The following is a 20,054-nucleotide window of genomic DNA, read 5'->3' on the forward strand; positions in this document are numbered from 1 at the left end:
GACAGTGACTGTGTCATCAGTGGCGAACTCGGTGGCGAATCGGTGGGGTGGAGGTTGATCGATGCTCGACGCACGAACGATCTCCCTGGTCCGTACCGGTTTCAAGTCCGTCGTCGCGTCGCCGGACGGCCCTGCCCGCCTCTCCAGGTCCTTCTACGCACACCTCTTCGCCGAGTACCCCGACTTCCGATCCCTGTTTCCCGCCTCGATGGATTCGCTTCGCGAACACTTCGTACTGGCGCTCGGCTACGTCTTCGAGCATCTCGACGACACCGACCGCGTCGAACCGTTTCTCGAGCAACTCGGCCGAGACCATCGCAAGCACGGCATCTCGGGCGCGCACTTCCGCGCGGGCAGCTCGGCGCTGATCAGCGCGTTCCGCACCTTCGCGGGTACCGAGATGTGGACCGACGAGGTCGAGACGGCCTGGCACGACGCCCTCACCGTGGTGAGCAGCGCGATGGCCGCCGCCGCCGACGACGACGAACTGCCGCCGTATTGGAGTGCCACCGTCGTCGAACACCAACGGCTCCTCGACGACCTCGCGGTGGTGCGATTGAAGACCGACGGCGAGATCCCGTACTTCCCCGGGCAGTACGTCAGCGTGCAGATCCCGCAGCGACCCAAGTTGTGGCGATATCTGTCCCCGGCCATTCCGAGCAACCCGTACGGCGAGATCGAGTTCCATGTTCGACGCGTATCCGGGGGCTGGGTGTCCCCGGCCATGGTCACCGAGACCCGGGTCGGTGATCGCTGGTCCATCAGTCCTCCGCTGGGTGGGATGTACGTCGATCGCGCGATTCGCGAGGACGTGTTGATGATCGCGGGAGGCACCGGTCTGGCTCCGCTGCGTGCTCAGGTGATGGAGATGGCTCAGCGCAGCAACAATCCGCGGGTGCACCTGTTCGTCAGCGGTACGTATCCGTGCGATCTCTACGATCTGGACACCCTGTGGCAGTTGTCGCTGTCGAATCCGTGGCTGACGGTCGTTCCGGTGACCGAAGAGCTGGAGGATCCGTGGTGGTACTCCGGCCCGGCGCGCGAACTCCCGTGGGGAATGCACCATCGACTGCACGGTGCGGTGGGCAAGGTCGTCACCCGATTCGGCTCCTGGGCCGATCGCCAGATTCAGATCTGCGGGTCGCCGTCGATGGTGCGCACCACGCTGTACGCACTACGCAAGGTCGGCACCCCGATGGAGCACATTCAGCACGATCCGTTCTGATTGTGCCGCAACGCTTTTCAGCTGGACAGCGATTTCGGCGGCATGTCCTCGACAACCCCGCCGCCCACCAGACGTGGAGTCCAGGCCTCGGTGACGAGTCGGCCGTCTCCGGTGATGATGGCATCGGGATCGGGATCGATCAGGATGGGGTACCCGGTATCCGCGGTAGCTCCGACGTTCTGCACCAGCAGGCCGTTCTCGATGGTGTAATACACGTGCACCGGCTGCAGGTCACCGTCGAAAGCCCACGGACGGCCGATGAAGATCACGGCACTGCCGACCTCGTCCAGTACCGACACCGAGCCATCGTGCTCGAGCCGCAGGCTCCACAACGCCGGCATCGACGTCGTGAACTCGAATCTGTGCGGTGCCTGCGGGGCGAGAAGATGAATCATCAGCAACGCGCCGTCGTGCGGATCCCGCTGCGGCACAATAACTTCGTACGATCCACACTCGTAGAACCTGGATCCGAACGGCCCGGGAATGCCCGTGCCGAGATCGCCCGCAATGGCAAGTTCGAGCCGAATGCAGCCGGAGCCGTTCTCGGCACGGAGAGTGATTCCCTCGGAAGGATGCGGCGTGGGCGTCTCGTCCCGCGGGGCGTAGGACAGAACTGCGCGCAGCAGTGGCTCGACCACCTCCGCGTCACCGTCGCGTGAATCGAACGTTCGTCGTCGACGATCGGCCATTTCCACCCCCTTCGCCTGGCTATCCAGTGTGCCACCGAGGTGCCGATCGTGCGACGAATTCTGCCCGAAAACCATCTGTTCGATCGGGACGGACCACTATCGAAGCGCGCTGGACGCACCGGTGTGCCCGCTGAGTCAGGAAACCGATCAGTACTGTTCTCGGCTAAGTTTCTGCAGGTCAGCCATGGTCCAGCGGACCCACGGTACCGGCTAGTATCAACCGGTTCGGTCCGCGGCGGACCGATCTGCCCGGTGGGCAGCGGCCGTGTCAGGAAGGCAAACACATCCCCGATGTCCGCTGATTTCGCCGCACGTCTGAACCATCTGTTCTCCACGATCCACCCTGCGGGACGCAAGCCACATACCAATGCGGAGGTGGCCGACGCTCTCGCCGTGCGCGGGCACCAGATCTCCAAGCCGTACATCTCGCAACTGCGGTCGGGCCAACGCGCCAACCCGTCCGCCGACACCGTGACGGCATTGGCCGCCTTCTTCAAGGTCAAGCCCGACTACTTCTTCGACAACATCTACGCAGCCAAGGTCGATCACGACCTCGAACTGCTGGGCCGACTCCAGGGATACGGCCTACGTCGCCTCTCTGCCCGGGCGTTCGACCTCTCCGAGGAATCTCAGAATCTGCTCAGCTCGATGGCCGAGAAACTGCGCGTGAGCGAGGGACTGCCGGCGGTGCCGCCGGACAGCACCCGCTAGGACCCGGTCTTCGTCGCTGAGATGGGTCGTTCCGCAGGCTCCACTCCCGCCGCGGCAATCCTCGCCTGCACTTCGGGACGCCGCATCGGCGGCACCGTGGGAGGTGGCTGACGCCGCTCCGGCAGTGCATCGAGGAGCCGATGCGTCGTCGCCGTCACCTCGGCGACGGCCGACTCAAAGGCGTCGCGGGTGGCATCGGATGTCTTCTGCACGCCACTGATCTTGCGGACATACTGCCGCGCGGCTGCTTCGATCTCGTCGTCGGTTGCGTGCGGTTCCAACCCCCGCAAAGTGGTGATGTTTCGGCACATACCTCGACGATAGCCCCGCAGCTCACCCCTCGAGAAGACCCGAAAGTGCGCGTAGGCACAGCTCGCGGACCTGCTCGCGGGAGAGGGTTCTGCGCTCGACCCAATCCAGACACACCGCTCGCACGAAGGCGATCCAGCCGCGAAGCGCTGTTCTGACCATCTCGTCGTCGGCGAATGTCGTAGGCAGCGCGGCGAGGATCCGCTGCTGCTGAACATCGAACTCTCGCGTGAGGATGTCGTTGATCCGCTGGTCGCCGAGCAGTGTGCCCCGGTTGACGGCGCGGAGGCCGTGCGCGTGCTCGTCGGAATAGGCGATGTATGCGTCGAGTCCGGCTGCGACCTGCTCGAGGACCGGAAGCGAGGTGTCCGGCGCCGTGACTTCGAGGTTGCGCTCGGATTCTGTTCGCACGATCTCGACGAAGAATTCCCGCTTGGACGGGAAGTAGTGGTACATCAGCCCTCGCGAAACACCCGCGAGATCGGCGACCTCCTCGATCCACACATCCTCGTACGGCCGCTCGGCGAACAATGCGGAGCCGATCTCGAGTAATTGCGCGCGACGCTGCGCCGGCGTCATGCGCTTCCGGGGTGTGGTCATGGGCTTCGGATCTTACTTGACACGAGTTCAACAGTGAGTACGGTCACTATTAGACACTGGTTCAACAAGGGGCGGGTCGTGAACGAGGGAGCGGCAATGTCGACACAGTTCGCGGTGCGAAACGGGTCGCTACCGCATCCCCCGTACCGAGTTCCTGTGCTCGGCGACATCGTCGGCGTCGATCCCCGCACCCCGATTCAGGACTCGACCGTCTTGGCCGGCCGACTCGGCCCGATGTTCGAGCGCGAAATTCTCGGGCGCCGCTTCGTCTTCGCCTCCGGTGCCGACGTGGTGGGCGAGCTGTGCGACGAAAAACGCTTCGAGAAGTTCCTGCCCCCGGGAGTCGAGAATCTACGGGATATCGGGGCGGACGGACTGTTCACCGCCTACAGTCACGAGCCGAATTGGCAACGCGCCCACGACCTTCTGCGTCCGGCCTTCACCGCGGGCGCCATGCGCGGGTACCACGAGATCATGGTCGACGTCGCAGACGACCTGATCGAGCACTGGGAGGGCCGCTCTCGTAGCCGTGCCGGCACCGACGTCTCCTCGGACATGACGAAACTGACACTCGAGACCATCGGACGCACCGGCTTCAGCTACAGCTTCGGCTCGTTCGCGCGCGCCGAGCCGCATCCCTTCGTGGCCGCCATGGTCGGTGCACTGACCTACAACCAGCGGCGGTCGCTCTTGTCGATCCCCGCGTTCGCAAAGCCGTTGTTCGCCCGGTCCGATCGCAGATACGCGGACAACAAGCAGTACTTGGCCGATGTTCTTGCCGATGTCGTCAGGACCCGACGCCGGTCGACCGAGGAGTTCAGCGACCTGCTGCAGATCATGATGGATGCGGCGAAAGATGCCGACAATCCGAATGCACTGAGCGAGGCCAACATCGGATACCAGATCCTGACGTTCTTGATCGCCGGTCACGAGACCACCTCGGGTGCACTGTCTTTCGCGCTGTACTACTTGGCGAACAATCCCGAGGTGTTCGAGCGCGCCCGCGCCGAGGTCGACGAGGTCTGGGGCCCGGGCAAACCGCAGTTCGGTCAGGTTCCCAAACTGCGGTACGTGCGCCGAGTCCTCGACGAATCACTGCGCCTGTGGCCGACGGTTCCCGCGTTCGGACGCGGCGCACGGGCCGACACCGTCATCGGCGACGACTACCGCATGGCGGCCGGCGACTGGGCAGTCGTTCTGGTGACGGCCTTGCACCGCGATCCGGTATGGGGTGAGCGTCCGAACGACTTCGATCCCGACAATTTTCTACCAGATCGCATCAAGGCTCGCCCCGCGCACGTGTACAAACCCTTCGGTACCGGCGAACGCGCCTGCATCGGTAGACAATTCGCCATCCACGAAGCGGTTCTGGTACTCGGGACAATACTGCAGCGCTTCGACCTGCAGGCCGACCCGTCGTACCGACTGAAGGTCCAGGAGCGACTGACCATGATGCCCGACGGCTTTCGGGTCCAGCCCACAATTCGCGCGTAGTCAGTCCGGTAGAAGGGGGACCGAGATTCCCGGGTCTCGGCCGAGCAGCACCCCACGCGTCAACGACGTGGACCCGAACTTCTTGTGCACCCCGTCGAGCGCGCGGTCGAGAGCCGACGCCTCCGGGGGCGTGCGCACCTGCGGTGCGTCGAACTGCAGTTCCAGTTGCTCCGCGCCGCCCTTGTCGATACTCGAGACGGTGACGCCGACAAGGGTGATGCCCTTCTCCGCGATCATCGGTGCCGCGTCGTGCAGCAATTCCAGTGCGGCGTCGAGAATATCTCGGGTGTCGGCGGTTGCTCGATCGAGTGTGTGCGATCTGGTGGCGCGGGTGAAGTCGGCAAAACGCAAGCGCAGCATGACAGTTCGACCGGTTCGTTCCACTCCGCGCATGCGATGTGTGACGCGATCGACGAGCCCGATCAAAGATGCCTCCACCTCGGCTGCGTCGTGCCTACCGCGCCCGAGAGCCCGCTGTGCGCCGATGGAACTACGTGACTTTCCGGGCTGGACGCGTCGAGGATCCCGACCCATTGCCAGCGCGTACAGATGCGCGCCCGCACCCTTGCCGAGCACCGAGGCCAACGACCGCTCGCCGTAGGCCGCGATGTCGCCGACGGTCCTGATGTCGAGAACGTGCAGTTTCTCGGCGGTCACTTTCCCTACGCCCCAGAGTCTTTCGATGTTCAGCGGGTGCAGGAACTCGAGTTCGCCGCCGGGCGGGACGAGCAGCAGACCGTCCGGCTTGGCGAAAGCACTGGCAACCTTCGCCAGAAACTTGGTGGTGGCGATCCCGACAGTGATGGGCAGTCCCACCTGCTCGGCGACGTCCCGCCGCAGTTGTCGGCCGATCTCCGTCGCACTGCCCGCGATCTTCTGCAACCCGCCGACGTCGAGGAACGCCTCGTCGATGGAGATGCCCTCCACCAGCGGGGTGGTGTCGTGAAAGACGTCGAACACGTCCTTGCTCGCCTGCGAGTACGCCTCCATGCGCGGCGGCACCACTATGGCCTGCGGGCACACGGCCTTGGCCTGACCGCCACTCATTGCGGTACGCACCCCGAACGCTTTGGCCTCGTAACTGGCGGCGAGCACCACTCCCCCGCCGACGATGACCGGCTTTCCGCGGAGCCGGGGGTCGTCGCGTTGCTCCACCGAGGCATAGAAGGAGTCGAGGTCGGCGTGCATGATGCTCGCCAGGTTCGGGTTGTTCGACTCCACGAATCCATGCTCGCACGGGCTACCGACATACTCTGAGGGCACAACTAGAACAATCGGGACTGCCGAAGTGACCCAGATCACCGAGTGTGCCATTGTTGAAGTCGTCGGATCGACGGGAACGGCTGGAGAGAATCGTGACGGCCTGGTGGCGGTGGTACGCAGCCCTCGGCGTAGTCGGCTGCGTCGCCTACTTCGCGGTTCCGAGTATCGTCGTGGCGCAGTCGTTCTTCGTGCTCGTCGGTGCCTCTGCCGTCGCGGCCACCGTGATCGGCACCAGGATGCACCGGCCGCGCAATCGCACTGCATGGCTGACCATCGCGCTGGGCACCGGGCTCTGGGTGGTCGGCGACATCGTGTTCGAGTGGATCGACCTCACGAGGGGCAGCGTTCCCGAGCCCTCGCTCGCCGACGTGTTCTATCTGGTGGCCTACCCGATCTACGGATTCGGCCTGTTTCTGCTCGTCAGACACAAATGGCGAGCGAGCGAGCGCGGTCACGTCGCCAACAGTGCCATCGTCATGGTCGCGTTCGGATTGCTCACCTGGGTGTTCGCCGTGCAGCCGTCGCTCGGCAACGACGGCATTTCGGGGACAGCTGGTCTGGTCGACGTGGCGTACCCAGCTATGGACATATTCCTGCTCGGGTTGCTGGCCCACTTCGTCGGCTCGCGGCAATGGCGCTCGCTGTCCTACCGGTTGCTGACGGCGGCAGTATCGCTGCTGGTCGTCACCGATATCGTCAACAATTTCTCGATCGTTTCGGAGTCGTCGTCGGAGCCCTCGCTGGTCGACGTCGGGTGGACCATGTCGTACGTCCTCATCGGTGTCGCCGCCCTGCATCCGTCCATGCGGCAAATATCGAGCCCGAACGTCGAACCCGAAGCACACCTGATGGCGTCGTTCACCACCCCTACGATCGTCGTCTTGACCGCCGCCACCCTGACGGCTCCGACGGTCATGTTCATCGAGGTGATTCGCGACGAGCCGATTGCGCAATGGGGCTGGGCAGTACTGCTGTGCGCATCGGCGTTGGTGGTTCTGGTGATACTCCGCATCACCGATCTGCTGCGGTTGCTCCACACCCAAACCGTGCGGCTCCGCGCTGCCGCCGACACCGATCGCCTCACCGGTCTCGCCAACGTCCGCGCACTCGAACACAGAATCTGGCAGAACGCGGGCGACACCACCTTGCTGACGGTCGATATCGACCGATTCAAAGAAATCAACGACACTTTCGGACGCGGCCTGGGCGATCAGGTTCTGGTGGCGGTCGCCGACAGACTGCGGAGTGTCGTCGACGATTCGATCATGTTGGCGCGCTTGGCAGGTGACGAGTTCGCGCTGTGCGGGACGGCGGATTCGATGGACCCGACCGCGCTGGCACACGAGATTCAGCGCCGCTTCGCTGCCCCGTTCGATGTGGGCACCATGACGCTGCTGATCGAGGCGAGTGTGGGTGTGGCGTCGAGCCTTCCTACTGCCGAGGGCGAGGACGAGGCCACCCCGGATCGCCTGGTGCAGCGCGCCGATCTCGCCGTACAGGCCGCGAAGGCGACGCAGTCGCGCGTCGCGTTCTACGACCGGTCCATGGACCGCGACACGAGCGCGCAACTGATCATGCTCGGAGAGTTGACCACCGCACTCGAATCCGACCAGCTGGAACTGCTGTATCAACCCCAGGTCGATCTCGAGTCGATGACGGTCGTCGGCGTGGAGGCATTGCTACGGTGGCATCACCCGAGTGGGACAGTGCTCTTGCCCAGCGCTTTTCTACCCACCGCCGAACGTACCGGACTCATCCGGCCGCTGACGAGCTACGTGCTCACCCGCGCGCTCGCCCAACGCAGCCTCTGGGCACTGGACGGGCTGGATCTACAGATTGCCGTCAACATCTCGACCCGCAACCTGTTCGACGACACCCTGATCGAGCAAGTGCGCACCGCACTGCGGGAATTCCACTGCCCTGCAGAACGATTGACACTGGAAGTGACCGAGACATCGGCCATGACCGATCCGGTGGGTGCAACCGAGATGCTGTCGATTCTGCATGCGATGGGTGTACAGGTCGCCATCGACGACTACGGCACGGGCTACAGTTCGCTCGCCTACATCGAACGGTTGCCGGTACAGGAGCTCAAGATCGATCGAGCCTTCGTCGGCGGGATGGCCCACGATCCCGCGCACGCCGCGATCGTGCGATCGACCGTCGAGCTCGCCCGTACGCTGGGGTTGTCGGTGACTGCAGAGGGCGTGGAGGACGAGATGACGATGACCGCGCTACGCGAACTGCGATGCGGGCGTGCCCAGGGGTACCACCTGGGCAGACCCACCTCCTCGGATCTACTCCCCACCCTCGTCGCCGAACTGAACACTCGTTTGAAAATTGCTACAGGAGAACGGATATCATGACCGAGGCAGCCCTGTCGGTGTACGCCGCGATCCGATCTCGACGCGATGTCCGTGCCGAGTTCGACGGAACCGTCGTGGACGACGACACGCTGCGCCGCATCCTCGGTGCCGCGCATCAGGCTCCGAGCGTCGGCAACACCCAGCCCTGGGACTTCGTCGTGGTCCGCAAGCCCGACACCCTGAGCACATTTGCCGCCCACGTCGCGGGCTGCCGACAGGACTTCGCCGACAAGCTCGATGACGAACGCCGACAGACGTTCGACCCCATTCGGATCGAGGGGATCGAGACAAGCGGAACCGGAGTGGTGGTCACCTACGATCCGAACCGTGGAGGACGGCACGTCCTGGGCCGCGACACCGTCGACGACACCGGATTGTTCTCTGCTGTACTCGCGATCGAGAATCTCTGGCTGGCAGCGATCGCCGAGAACGTCGGCGTCGGCTGGGTCTCGTTCTACGACGAGGCGTACCTCACCGAGCTGCTCGACATCCCCACTCCGGTCCGTCCCATCGCATGGCTGTGCGTCGGCCCGGTCGAGTCGTTCCAGGAGGTACCGGATCTGGAGCGCTTCGGTTGGCGCTCTCGGCGTCCCCTCGACGACGCCCTGCACTTCGAGCAGTACCGCCGATGAGGGCGCGCCTGGTGGCGGTGGCGACAGCCTGTGTGCTGGTGGCCGGATGCTCTGCTGCCGAATCCCCTACCGAACCGTCCACTCCGGCAACGACTCCGGCAGCCGAGCCCGCACAGGCTCCGGATTCGGCCGACCCGATCGGCACCGTCGTCCCCTTCCCCGGCGCTCCCGAGGGCGTCGTGGTCGGGACGTCCGGGATCGCTGCCGCAGCGGTCCGAGAACCCGACGGTGTGGTGTTGTTCGACGCGGCGACCGGTGTCGTGCGGCAGATGGTCCAGACGACCGGAGCACCACGGCATCTCTCGCTCGCCGGCCCCGACGGCCCGGTGCTGGCACCGCTCGAGGGTAGTGACGAACTGCTCGAGGTCTCGCTGGACGACGGCGCGATCCTGTCGACCGCCACCGGTGTGGGCCGTCAGCCGCACGATGCCGTGTCGACCTCCGACGGCACGATCGTGGCCACCAACGAAATGGGTGGCGGAGTGATCTTCCTGCGCGACGGCGCGGTGCTGTCGGAACTACCGCCGGGTCCCGTCCAACCCGGTGGAGTCGCAGCCCTCGGGCCGTATGCGGCCGTCGCGGACGTGCAGGGCAACGGCGTGTGGGTCTACGAAGGCGCGTCGCGGCGGGAGGTGGCGCAGGCCCCGATCGGAGTCAAGCTCACGCACGCGGTGACGGTGAATCAGACAACGGCCGGATTCGCCGATACCGACGGCGGCACGGTCCTTCTCGCATCGGTCGACGCGGCCGGGGGCATTCGTCAGATCGCGTCGATCGACGCACCCGGCAACCCGTACGGGCTCGCCGTGGATCCCGAACGCCGGCTGTTGTTCGTGACGCTGACCGCATCGAATGTACTGCGGGTGGTCGATGTGTCCGATCCCGCTGCCCCACGAATTCTGGGCGACGTCCCGACGGTGACACAGGCCAATTCGGTCGCGGTCGATCCGCGCACCGGGAACGTGCTGGTGACCGGCAGCGACCCCGGTGCGGAGAGTTCGATTCAGATCATCGCCCGCGCCGAATTGCCAGTGGGGTGAGTCGTCACCAGCCGTAGGAGCCAGGAATTCCCTTGAACGGGCCGACGACGTCGTCGGTGATCCAACCCTCGTAGAACCCGCCTTCCTGGGGTCGGACCGCTTCCCCATCGATTTCGCACTGCAGACGGCTGGGCGAGAACGCCAGGTAGCCCGCGATCGCGGCGAACCGCGGCGTCGGGTTCTCGTAACTCCATCCGGCTGCCTCTGCGACGGCGTCTCCGCCGTGCACGTCCCAGTACGTTGCCGCGCCTTTCCACTCGCAGTGTGTCGAGCGCGCCGCCGAGGGGGTCAATGCGCCCGGAACGACGTCGGCCGGGGAGATGTACCAGGTAGGCGGATGGCTCGTCTCGAGTACGCGGTAGGCGGCGGTGGTGCGGGCGACCACCTCGCCTCCGAGTCGGACGACGAGCGAACGGTTCGAGGATTCGAGGCTCGGCGGACGGGGGTAATCCCAGACCGACTCCTGTCCGGGCTTCGGCTTCTCGGGAACGACGGATCTCGGCAAATGTGGACTCATCCTTCGATGGTGCCACCGGGTGTCACGGGGCGTCGACGGGATAGAGGTCGTCCACGCGTTCTTCGTCGAGAATCCAGCGATCGACTTCGTCGAGAGGTTCGACGACGCGCACCGAGGATGCAGGCGTCGATTGCTCTGGGCGGGTGTCCACGATGGTGCGGATGTCCTCGATGGTGCGGGTGTCCTCGATGGGGTCCGGATCCGGCGGCGGAGCCGACTGGACCGGCACGGCGGAAGCAGGTGTGCGGATTTCCGGTTGTGGCTGTTCGGTCGGATGTGGCTGTTCGGTTGGTTGTGGCTGTTCGGTCGGTTGCGGCTGTTCAGTTGTCGGAACGACTGCGATGGGCTCGTCGGTCTTCGTGATGGTCGTGGTCTTCGGCAGCTCTGCGGGGATACGCACCAGGATGCCGAGTCCGTGCGTCGCGGCCAACAGGCTCACCGGGGCCACGGTTGCAATGGCCGCCGACAGGGCCTGATGCAGCGTGCCGGCATCGGAGATGAAGGCGTGCATGGCATTTGCGCCGATACTGACCAGGGCCGCGGTGATCAACACGCCCCAGAAGAAGCGTCGGCCCTTGCGTTGATCCTCGAACTGGGCCAACGCGATCACGGAGATGGTGGCCTGGAGAATGGTGCCGTCGACGATCACCGGCCACAGCCATGACAGCGAGCGCGGGACGCCTGCCATCGTGGCGAGATCCCACAGTGCGGCGAAACTCAGCACGAACGACGCAATTCCGATGACGGTGGTGATGACGACCGCACTGACGAGCGTCGCACGCAGGACCTTGTTCATGGTTCGTCATGAAACACGAGACCACCGACAGGTTCGGCAGGAGTGGAGCCTGCGGAACGACTCTGATGCGCAGGAGTGGAGCCTGCGGAACGACCCAAGCTGTCAGGAATGGAGTCGGACCAGGCGCGAGGTCGGATCGTGGAGACGAATGACAGAATGGCCGTCTCGCACGGAAGTAGGAGCTGGTGCAATGTCGACGCGGAGGATAGACCCTGGGGCGGTGCGCCGACGGGTGGTCGAAGCCACCGTAGATTGCCTTGTCGAGCACGGGTATGCGGGAACGACGACGCAGAAGGTTCAGGTTCAGGCCGGTGTCTCCCGCGGCGCACTGCTGCACCATTTCCCGAGCAAGCCGGCAATGTTTTTGGCTGCGGTGCAGCACGTGGGGGAACAACAGGATTTGGCTGTCCGAGCGGCGGCCGAGCGCACCGTCAGCGGTGCCGATCGATTGGAGTTCGCGTTCGAGGTGTTGCACGACGCGATGTCGGGACCCCTGTATCTCGCCGGCTACGAATTGTGGATGGCGGCGCGAACGGACGGCGATCTGCGTTCGGTCCTCCAGCCGTACGAGCGGAAGGTCGGGCAGAACCTGCGGGAGCTGGGCGTCCTGATTTTCGGGCCCGAATTATCTATGCAGCCGGGGTTTCCGACTGCTTTCGAGTCGCTGGTTCAGATGTTTCGGGGCCTCGCACTGACCGGGGTGCTTCGTGAGAACCCTGATCGGGAGAATGAGTTGATGACCGCATGGCGCTCGGTTTTCCCCGCGATGTGCGGCTTGACGCAAGCATGAACTCGCTGACCTCACCGTGGGAATCGATCGAATCGGACGTACGCATCAGCCGATCAGCCCTCCACTGCACGCGAGGACCTCGCCGGTGATGTAATCGGACTCGGGAAGGCACAGCAGGTACACGGCACCGGCTGCTTCCTCCGGGGTGCCGAGCCGACCCAGCGGTGAGATCTGTAGCGCTGCTTGCAGAATCATCGGATTGACGCCTACTTTCATCTCGCGCCCGTCGATGTCGACGGTGGCGTCACCGTCAGCGCTGGCTTCGGTGAGTCTCGTCTTTATCAGGCCGAACGCCACTGCATTGACTGTGACGTGATAGCGGCCCCATTCTTTCGCCATGGCCTTGGTCATTCCGAGGATGCCCGCTTTGGCCGAGGAGTAGTTGACTTGGCCGTCGTTTCCGTAGAGACCGGCAAGCGAGGAGATATTGACCACCTTGCGGGTAATACGTTGCCCTGCAGCTATTTCCCGTTTCGCAGCAGCGCTGATGACGGGTTGGGCGGCTCGCAGAATTCGGTACGGCGCTTTCAGATGGACGTCGAGGATGGCGTCCCACTGTTCGTCGCTCGTCTTCTGAATGACGCCGTCCCAGGTGTATCCGGCATTGTTGACGATGATGTCGACTCCACCGAACGAGCCCACCGCGGTGTCGACGAACCGTTCTGCGAAACCGTCTGCAGTCACATTCCCTGCGCAGGCGACGGCGGTGCCGCCGGCGCTTGCGATGTCGGCGACTACCGCTGCTGCGGCTGCGGGGTCCACGTCGTTGACGACCACGTTGGCCCCGTGAGCAGCTAGTTTGTGCGCGATGGCGGCCCCGATTCCGCGTCCGCTCCCGCTGACGAGTGCCGTCTTGCCGGTGAATGTGTTCATCGTGTCGTTGTCCCTGTCGTTGCGCTCTTCGATGTGCTTGTCGATGAGTCGAACGTTCCGTGGCGTCCGGCACCGTCGGCGAACCGGCCGGCACCGGCGACGGCGTCGCTGCCGATCGAGACGAGTCCGTGGCGGTACTCGATTGCGGCAGCTTCTGTTTCGGGCACGCCGTCCTGCTCTAGCAGTGACATGCGGTCGTGGCGCATGCACGTCTGGGGGAAGGCACTGAGCTCGTGGGCGAGTGTGACCGCCGCGCCGACCGCTGCACCGGTGGGCACTACCCGATGAACGAGGCCGATCCGCAGAGCCTCGTCGGCATCGACCGGACGACCGGTGAGGATGAGATCCATGGCCCGACTGGTCCCGATCAGCCGCGAGAGACGGTAGGTGCCGCCGTCGATCAGGGGCACACCCCACCGGCGGCAGAAGACGCCGAAGGTCGAATCCTGCGCTGCGATACGCAGATCCGCCCAGGCCGCGACTTCGAGGCCACCGGCGACGGCGTGGCCTTCGATCGCCGCGATCACCGGCTTGGACAGACGCATGCGGGTCACCCCCATGGGAGCGTCACCGTCGGGTGCGAAACGATTCGCTCGTCCGGATGCGACTGCCTTCAAATCAGCTCCTGCGCAGAAGCATTCGCCTCGACCGTAGAGTACGGCGACGGAAGCACCTGGATCGTCGTCGAACTCGCGAAAAGCGTCGGCCAACGCGTCCGCAGTGTCGCGATCGACAGCATTGCGGACGTGTGGGCGGTTGATGCCGATGAGGGTGACGGGTCCGTCCCGCTCGATCAGCACAGTGCTCTCGATCATGTTCCAGCCCTTTCGATTACAGCGAGCGAGCGATGAGTTCTTTCATGATTTCGTTGGCCCCGCCGTAGATGCGCTGGGCCCGCGCGTTTGCGTACATTTCCGCGATGGGGTAGTCGCGCATGTAGCCGTTGCCGCCGAAGAGCTGGAGGCAACGGTCGACGACCTGACACTGAATGTCGGTTGTCCAGTACTTCGCCATCGAGGCGGTCGCGGCGTCGAGACTGCCATCGAGGTGTTTATTGACACAGTCGTCGACGAACACTGTGGCCACTCGGGCGAGGGTGGCACATTCCGCAAGCTCGAACTTCACGTGCTGCTTCGCAAACAATGGCTTTCCGAACGCGTGTCGATTCTTGGTGTAGTCCACCGCGAGGTCGACCGCTCGTTGCGCGCTCACTGCGGCGGCCACCGCGAGGAGCAATCGCTCCTGCGGCAGCTGCGTCATGAGCTGACCGAACCCCATACCTTCCACGTCACCGAGAAGACTGTCAGCCGGTACCGACGCACTGTCGAAGAACAGTTCCGCAGTGTCCCCGCTGTGTTGACCGAGCTTGTCCAGCACCCGACCGCGCTCGAACCCGAGGCAGTTGTTCGCATCGACCAGGAACAGGGACACACCGTGCGCGCCGCCTGCTGGGTCCGTCTTGGCGGCGAGCAGGATCAGGTCAGCGGATCCGCCGTTGGTGATGAACGTCTTCGCGCCGTCGATCAGGTAATGATCGCCCTGTCGGGTTGCCCTCGTCGTCATGCTCGCCAGGTCGGATCCCGCGCCAGGCTCGGTCATGGCAATGGCGGCCACGACCTCCCCCGACGCCATCCGAGGCAGCCAGTGGTGGCGCTGCTCCTCGCTGCCGTAGGCCAGCAGATACGGAGCCACGATGCCGCTGTGCACATGATTGCCGAAACCCGGCTCCTCGATGCGACTCTGCTCCTCGAGCACCACCATGTCGTGCGCGAAGGTTCCTCCTCCCCCGCCGTACTCCTCGGGTACCGCCAGACACAGGAGACCGAGCTTCCCTGCTTCCAACCAGAACTCTCGGTCGATGAATCGCTGCTCCGCCCAACGCTTCTGGTTCGGAACGGCGACGGTCTCGAAGAACTTTCGTGCGGTCGCCCGCAATGCCAGTGCTTCGTCGTCCGATGCCCAAGGAGGTGCGATGACTGCCAGATTCATCGATCCACCATAACAGTCCGTCTGGACGGACTGTTCAACGGACACAAGCACTCGATTCCGACCCCCGCCGTCTTCACCTACTACCGACGGCGATCTCGACCGAAGCGAGTTGATACGGATGGTGAGTGGCGCGTCCGCCGAATACTCGACGATCCACTCCTGCCCGACGAACTTCTTCCGACCTATCGGGACGGGCGGGACATCCGCGAGCCCTGCGGGTTGTTTCGAGCCGAGTCGACGGCACCCGAATACCTGACATCATCATTGGCGTAGTCGAGGACGAGTGTGCATCGCCAGTCGAGCGCACCAGGGTTCAGGCGGTGCGGACGGCTCCGCGGTAGACGTCGGCGCGGTCGTGCGCGGACATTCCGCCCCACACTCCATATGGCTCGTTCGCTTCGAGTGCGTGTTGGCGGCATTGCTCGAGCACCGGGCAGCGAACGCAGACCTGCTTGGCGGCCTTCTCTCGCGAGGTGCGGGCTCGGCCTCGTTCACCCTCTGGATGGAAGAACACCGACGAGTCCAATCCGCGACACAGGCCGTCGAGTTGCCAGTCCCACACATCTGCGTTGGGAACGGGGAGTTGGACCGGCCTGGCGGGTGCGCCTCGCACCATGAGCTGTCTCCTCACTGAAAAGTGAACAAGCTCACCTTCCCGCATTCGTCATACTTTTACAAGTCCTTTCGTTCATTCGTAGTACTTAAAATCAAGCGCGCTTGCTTGGAAAACGAAGCGCTCAGTGACTCTCCGACATCCCCGCGCGCTTCTCGAGCTCGACGAGGACCTGTTCGGCAATCTTGGTCGGCGGCGGGCCGATGTCCACGACGATGGCGTTCTCGTCGTCAGCGAGCGGCTCGAGTGTCGAAATCTGAGTATCGAGCAACGAGGACGGCATGAAGTGGTCCATTCGAGCGTTGAGGCGTCCGCTGATCCGATCCTTGGTTCCGGCCAGATGCACGAAGATCACCGGGGCCCCGTCCCGGGATCCCGCGCTGAGCACGTCCCGATACGACCGTTTGAGCGCCGAGCAGGTCACGATTCCCGAACGGCCAGTGCTGGTGTGATCGGTGATCCACTCGGCGATCACGTCGAGCCACGGCCACCTGTCCTCGTCGGTCAACGGCTGACCCGACGCCATCTTCGCCACATTGGCGCCCGGGTGCAGGTCGTCGCCCTCCTGAAGGTCCCATTTCAACGCCCCGGCGAGGATGCCCGCCACCGTGGACTTGCCCGATCCGGACACTCCCATCACCACGAGAACCGGATGATGCGCTCTGCCTGTCGTCTGCGATGCCATCCCTCGATACTGCTGCATCAAGCTCGTTCGGATCGGACAGACGCGAGAAACCGGGCCACCCGTGGGACGATCGATCGGACATGACCGAGACCAGCGATTTCCGCCAACTGCATGATTCGGTGCTCGACGAGCTCGGTCGCGACATCGTGAGCGGCGCGATTCCAGGTGGGACCCGAATCTCGGCCGACGACGTCGCCGTGCGGTTCACCGTCTCGCGGACGGTCGTACGGGAAGTGGTCCGGGTTCTCGAGTCGCTGGGGTTGCTGACAGTGCGGCGCCGCGTCGGGATCACCGTGCAGGGTTCCGAGAACTGGAACTCACTGGATCCAGTGGTGATCCGCTGGCAGCTGGCCGGGCCGGCTCGCGCCGAACAATTACTGCTGCTCAGCGAATTACGTTCGGGCATAGAGCCTTTGGCAGCCAAGCTGGCTGCTCACCGAGCGACGCCCGAGCAATGCGGTGAGTTGACGGCAGCCGTCATCGGGATGTCGGCGACGTCCCGGGCCGCCGACTCCGTCGCGTATCTCGAACACGACTGCAACTTCCATCGGACGTTGCTCGCCGCGTCGGGCAATCCGATGTTGCGGTCGATGTCCGACATCGTGGTGGAGGTGCTCGCCGGACGCACCCGACACGCCCTGATGTCGAGGCAGGCAGACCCGGAGGCGATCCGCCTACACGGCGTGGTCGCCTCGTCGGTCCAGGCCGGCGACGGCGACGCCGCACAGCGAGCCATGCTGGCGATCGTCACCAAATCCGCCGCATCGATGTCGGCGGCCTCGGGCGTGACGCCGTCGCCCGGTTTGGTGCCCGACCAGCCTTGACACCCCGAGCCGACCGAGCCAGGCGCGCCGAGGCGGGATTCATCGCCTAGATTCGACGGGTGACTGCTCTCGAATTGCCGCTCGAACTTCGCCGCGCACTCGTTGGAGTAGCTAGGACTCCGCGTCTGCTCGTCGCGTCCGATTACGACGGCACCATGGCACCGATCGTTTCCGACCCGCAGAAGGCCTTCCCGCACCCCGAGTCGGTCAGCGCGATGCGCGGGCTCGCCTCACTGGCCGGCACCAACGCCGCTGTCATCTCCGGGCGCGCCCTTCGCGATCTTGCGATCCTCTCGCGTTTACCGTCCGAGGTACAGCTGGTGGGCAGCCACGGCAGCGAGTTCGACGCCGGGTTCGTCAACGCCATCGACGACGACGCCAAGAAACTCCTCATTGTCATCACCGGAGAACTGCAGGCCATCGCCGACGCCCATCCCGGCGTCAGCATCGAGACCAAGCCGGCCAGCGTCGCGCTGCACGTGCGCAACGCCGAGACTGCCGATGGCGACGAGGCGCTTGCCGCTGTGCGCTCCGGCGCGGCAGCACGCGACGGCGTTCAGGTCACCGAGGGCAAGTCCGTCATCGAGTTGGCCGTCATCGTCACCGACAAGGGTGTCGCCCTCGATATTCTTCGTCACCAGGAAGCAGCGACTGCCGCAGTCTTTTTCGGCGACGACGTCACCGACGAGAAGGCCTTCGGACACCTGCACGGCCCCGATATCGGGGTCAAGATCGGGCCGGGCGACTCTCTCGCCGAGTTCCGTATCGACAGCACCGAACAGGTCGCGCTGGCCTTGGCGTTCCTGTTGGAGGAGCGTCGGCAGTGGTTGTCCGGAGCCGACGCGCCACGTATCGAACGTCTCACGATGTTGGCCAGCCCCAATGCGGTTGCCCTGCTCACCCCCGACGCCGATGTCACGTGGCTGTGTCATCCCGAGCCGGATTCCGCGGCAGTGTTCGCGCACCTCCTCGGTGGCGATCAGGCCGGTCACTTCAGCGTCGGACCCACCCGCGCATCGCTGCCGCTCAGCCAGCAGTACGTGGACGGCACGATGACGGTGCAGACCAAATGGGCCAGCCTGCAGGTCACCGACTACCTGCCGCACGACATCGGCCAGGGCCAGACTGCGTTGACTCGCGTCATTACCGGTAGGGCGACTGCGGTGGTGACGTTCGCGCCGCGTCCGGAATTCGGAAAAGCTTGGGCATCACTGGAACCCGATGCCGACGGCCTGCGCATTCTCGGCACGGCCGACCCGATGGTGCTGCGTAGCCCCGGCGTCACCTGGAACATCGTCTCCGACGGGTCGCAACAGACCGCGCATGCAGAGGTCGATCCCTCGAACGGGCCGATCGTTCTCGAATTGCGGCTCGGTACAGACGATCTCAGCGAGCACCCCTGGGCCGAGGTCGAGCGTCGCCGCGCTGCCGAGGCCTACTGGAAGGACTGGGCCGACGGCCTGGACCTGCCTCCGCTCAAGCGCGATCTGATGAAGCGATCGGCACTGACTCTGCGCGGCCTGGTGCACGCCGAGTCCGGCTCGATCATGGCGGCGGCCACCACTTCACTGCCCGAAGATATTGGTGGAGTGCGTAACTGGGACTACCGCTACTGCTGGTTGCGCGACGCTGCACTGACCGCGACAGCACTGGTGGACGTCGGGTCCGTGGCCGAGGCCGAGAACTACCTGTCCTGGATCCACGGCGTACTCGAGTCGGTGTCCGGCCCCGAGCGTCTACACCCGCTGTACACGATCTGGGGTCTCGGACTTCCCGCGGAAGCCGTCATCGACGAGCTACCCGGGTACGCCGGATCGCGTCCGGTCCGCGTGGGAAACGCTGCCAACCAACAGGTTCAGCTGGACGTCTTCGGACCCATCGTCGAATTGGTGTCCGCCCTCGCGCACGCCCGCCGGGCCAAGGGCTCCGAGAACGGCCTGTCGGACGACGACTGGGAACTCGTCCGCGCCATGGTCGAAGCCGTCGAACGACGCTGGTTCGAGCCCGATCACGGCATCTGGGAGATCCGCGACAATCCCCGCCACCACGTCTACTCGAAAGTGATGGGGTGGATCACCGTCGACCGCGCCATCGGTCTGGCCGAAACATTCGGCCGCACAGCCGAACCGAGCTGGGCACCCTTGCGCGAGACCATTCGCGAGGAAGTTCTCGCCAACGGCTGGAACGACGAGGTGCAGTCCTTCACCGCCGCCTACGACGGCACCGACCTCGACGCCGCGACGCTGTACATCGGCCTGTCCGGACTGATCGACCCGGCAGACCCCCGCTTCGCCGCCACCGTCACCGCCACCGAAGCCGAACTGCGGAGCGGATCGACCGTTTACCGCTACCGTCACGACGACGGCCTCCCCGGTGGGGAAGGCGGATTCCACCTGTGCGCCGCCTGGCTCGTCGAGGCATACCTGTTGGTGGGACAGCGCGCCGAGGCCGAGGCCCTGTTCGCCCAACTCGTCAGTGCCGCAGGCCCCACCGGACTGCTCAGTGAGGAATACGACCCCATCGCCGAACGCTCACTCGGCAACCATCCGCAGGCCTACAGTCACCTGGGTCTGCTGCGTTGCGCGAGATTGCTCAGCGCTCAGCCGGCCTGACCCCCGCCCGTCCACCGCCCGACCCG

20 protein-coding genes are annotated in these 20,054 nt (G+C 64.7%); 9 read left to right on the plus strand and 11 right to left on the minus strand.

All coding sequences use genetic code 11. The features are described 5' to 3' along the window. The first annotated feature begins 61 nt into the window (after positions 1-61). Positions 62-1,225: a globin domain-containing protein gene (locus QM797_RS15730; RefSeq protein WP_283276578.1), complete on the plus strand. Its 1,164-nt coding sequence runs from the start codon at positions 62-64 to the stop codon at positions 1,223-1,225. A 17-nt stretch (positions 1,226-1,242) separates the two neighbouring features. Here the strand turns inward: QM797_RS15730 and QM797_RS15735 are convergent, their stop codons facing one another. Further along, positions 1,243-1,914, minus strand: coding sequence for a hypothetical protein (locus QM797_RS15735; protein ID WP_283276579.1), 672 nt, complete (start codon positions 1,912-1,914; stop codon positions 1,243-1,245). Between the two features lie 291 nt (positions 1,915-2,205). Between QM797_RS15735 and QM797_RS15740 the strand changes: the two genes are divergently transcribed. Beyond that, positions 2,206-2,625: a helix-turn-helix domain-containing protein gene (locus tag QM797_RS15740; RefSeq protein ID WP_283276580.1), complete on the plus strand. Its 420-nt coding sequence runs from the start codon at positions 2,206-2,208 to the stop codon at positions 2,623-2,625. Here the strand turns inward: QM797_RS15740 and QM797_RS15745 are convergent. Together QM797_RS15745 and QM797_RS15750 are read right to left on the minus strand one after the other, a co-directional pair. After that, positions 2,622-2,936: a DUF2277 domain-containing protein gene (locus QM797_RS15745; protein WP_283276581.1), complete on the minus strand. Its 315-nt coding sequence runs from the start codon at positions 2,934-2,936 to the stop codon at positions 2,622-2,624. The two genes, QM797_RS15740 and QM797_RS15745, sit on opposite strands and share 4 nt — an antisense overlap. Positions 2,937-2,958: 22 nt before the next feature. After that, positions 2,959-3,534, minus strand: a complete 576-nt coding sequence (locus tag QM797_RS15750) for a TetR/AcrR family transcriptional regulator (protein WP_283276582.1) — start codon at positions 3,532-3,534, stop codon at positions 2,959-2,961. A 96-nt stretch (positions 3,535-3,630) separates the two neighbouring features. Between QM797_RS15750 and QM797_RS15755 the strand changes: the two genes are divergently transcribed. Next, a complete protein-coding gene (locus QM797_RS15755; RefSeq protein WP_283276583.1) occupies positions 3,631-5,028 on the plus strand; it encodes a cytochrome P450 in 1,398 nt (465 codons plus the stop codon). Here the strand turns inward: QM797_RS15755 and dinB are convergent, their stop codons facing one another. After that, positions 5,029-6,216, minus strand: coding sequence for a DNA polymerase IV (dinB, locus tag QM797_RS15760; RefSeq protein WP_283276729.1), 1,188 nt, complete (start codon positions 6,214-6,216; stop codon positions 5,029-5,031). Positions 6,217-6,383: 167 nt separating this feature from the next. On the opposite strand from dinB, the gene QM797_RS15765 reads away from it, so the two are divergent. From QM797_RS15765 to QM797_RS15775, 3 genes are read left to right on the plus strand one after another with little or no spacing between them, the layout of a single operon-like run. Further along, positions 6,384-8,657, plus strand: a complete 2,274-nt coding sequence (locus tag QM797_RS15765) for a putative bifunctional diguanylate cyclase/phosphodiesterase (protein WP_283276584.1) — start codon at positions 6,384-6,386, stop codon at positions 8,655-8,657. An 11-nt stretch (positions 8,658-8,668) separates the two neighbouring features. After that, positions 8,669-9,289, plus strand: a complete 621-nt coding sequence (bluB, locus tag QM797_RS15770; RefSeq protein ID WP_283276730.1) for a 5,6-dimethylbenzimidazole synthase — start codon at positions 8,669-8,671, stop codon at positions 9,287-9,289. Next, positions 9,286-10,329 (plus strand): NHL repeat-containing protein, encoded by a 1,044-nt coding sequence (locus QM797_RS15775; protein WP_283276585.1) that lies wholly within the window; start codon positions 9,286-9,288, stop codon positions 10,327-10,329. Before bluB ends, QM797_RS15775 begins: the two co-directional genes overlap by 4 nt. A gap of 4 nt (positions 10,330-10,333) precedes the next feature. On the opposite strand, the gene QM797_RS15780 is transcribed toward QM797_RS15775, so the two are convergent. Together QM797_RS15780 and QM797_RS15785 are read right to left on the minus strand one after the other, a co-directional pair. Then, complete coding sequence (locus QM797_RS15780; protein WP_283276586.1) at positions 10,334-10,846, minus strand: DUF427 domain-containing protein; 513 nt, start codon at positions 10,844-10,846, stop codon at positions 10,334-10,336. Positions 10,847-10,868: 22 nt separating this feature from the next. Beyond that, positions 10,869-11,642, minus strand: a complete 774-nt coding sequence (locus tag QM797_RS15785) for a DUF2637 domain-containing protein (RefSeq protein ID WP_283276587.1) — start codon at positions 11,640-11,642, stop codon at positions 10,869-10,871. Positions 11,643-11,832: 190 nt separating this feature from the next. On the opposite strand from QM797_RS15785, the gene QM797_RS15790 reads away from it, so the two are divergent. Continuing rightward, positions 11,833-12,432: a TetR/AcrR family transcriptional regulator gene (locus QM797_RS15790; protein ID WP_283276588.1), complete on the plus strand. Its 600-nt coding sequence runs from the start codon at positions 11,833-11,835 to the stop codon at positions 12,430-12,432. 45 nt (positions 12,433-12,477) lie between these two features. Here QM797_RS15790 and QM797_RS15795 read toward each other — a convergent pair whose 3' ends face one another. From QM797_RS15795 to QM797_RS15815, 5 genes are all read right to left on the minus strand, one after another. Then, positions 12,478-13,305: an SDR family NAD(P)-dependent oxidoreductase gene (locus tag QM797_RS15795; protein WP_283276589.1), complete on the minus strand. Its 828-nt coding sequence runs from the start codon at positions 13,303-13,305 to the stop codon at positions 12,478-12,480. Next, complete coding sequence (locus tag QM797_RS15800; RefSeq protein ID WP_283276590.1) at positions 13,302-14,120, minus strand: crotonase/enoyl-CoA hydratase family protein; 819 nt, start codon at positions 14,118-14,120, stop codon at positions 13,302-13,304. The genes QM797_RS15795 and QM797_RS15800 overlap by 4 nt, the downstream gene beginning before the upstream one ends. 16 nt (positions 14,121-14,136) lie before the next feature. Further along, positions 14,137-15,294, minus strand: a complete 1,158-nt coding sequence (locus tag QM797_RS15805) for an acyl-CoA dehydrogenase family protein (protein WP_283276591.1) — start codon at positions 15,292-15,294, stop codon at positions 14,137-14,139. Between the two features lie 313 nt (positions 15,295-15,607). Next, positions 15,608-15,910: a WhiB family transcriptional regulator gene (locus tag QM797_RS15810; protein ID WP_283276592.1), complete on the minus strand. Its 303-nt coding sequence runs from the start codon at positions 15,908-15,910 to the stop codon at positions 15,608-15,610. 121 nt (positions 15,911-16,031) lie between these two features. Then, complete coding sequence (locus tag QM797_RS15815) at positions 16,032-16,592, minus strand: gluconokinase (RefSeq protein WP_283276594.1); 561 nt, start codon at positions 16,590-16,592, stop codon at positions 16,032-16,034. Positions 16,593-16,672: 80 nt separating this feature from the next. Here QM797_RS15815 and QM797_RS15820 point away from each other — a divergent pair, with 80 nt between their 5' ends. Together QM797_RS15820 and otsB are read left to right on the plus strand one after the other, a co-directional pair. Next, on the plus strand, positions 16,673-17,416 hold the full coding sequence (locus QM797_RS15820; RefSeq protein WP_283276595.1) for a FadR/GntR family transcriptional regulator: 744 nt from the start codon (positions 16,673-16,675) through the stop codon (positions 17,414-17,416). A 59-nt stretch (positions 17,417-17,475) separates the two neighbouring features. After that, complete coding sequence (gene otsB / locus QM797_RS15825) at positions 17,476-20,028, plus strand: trehalose-phosphatase (protein ID WP_283276596.1); 2,553 nt, start codon at positions 17,476-17,478, stop codon at positions 20,026-20,028. Positions 20,029-20,054 lie beyond the last annotated feature (26 nt).

The organism is Rhodococcus sp. IEGM 1381 (assembly GCF_030056795.1).
Classification (GTDB): Bacteria; Actinomycetota; Actinomycetes; order Mycobacteriales; family Mycobacteriaceae; genus Rhodococcoides.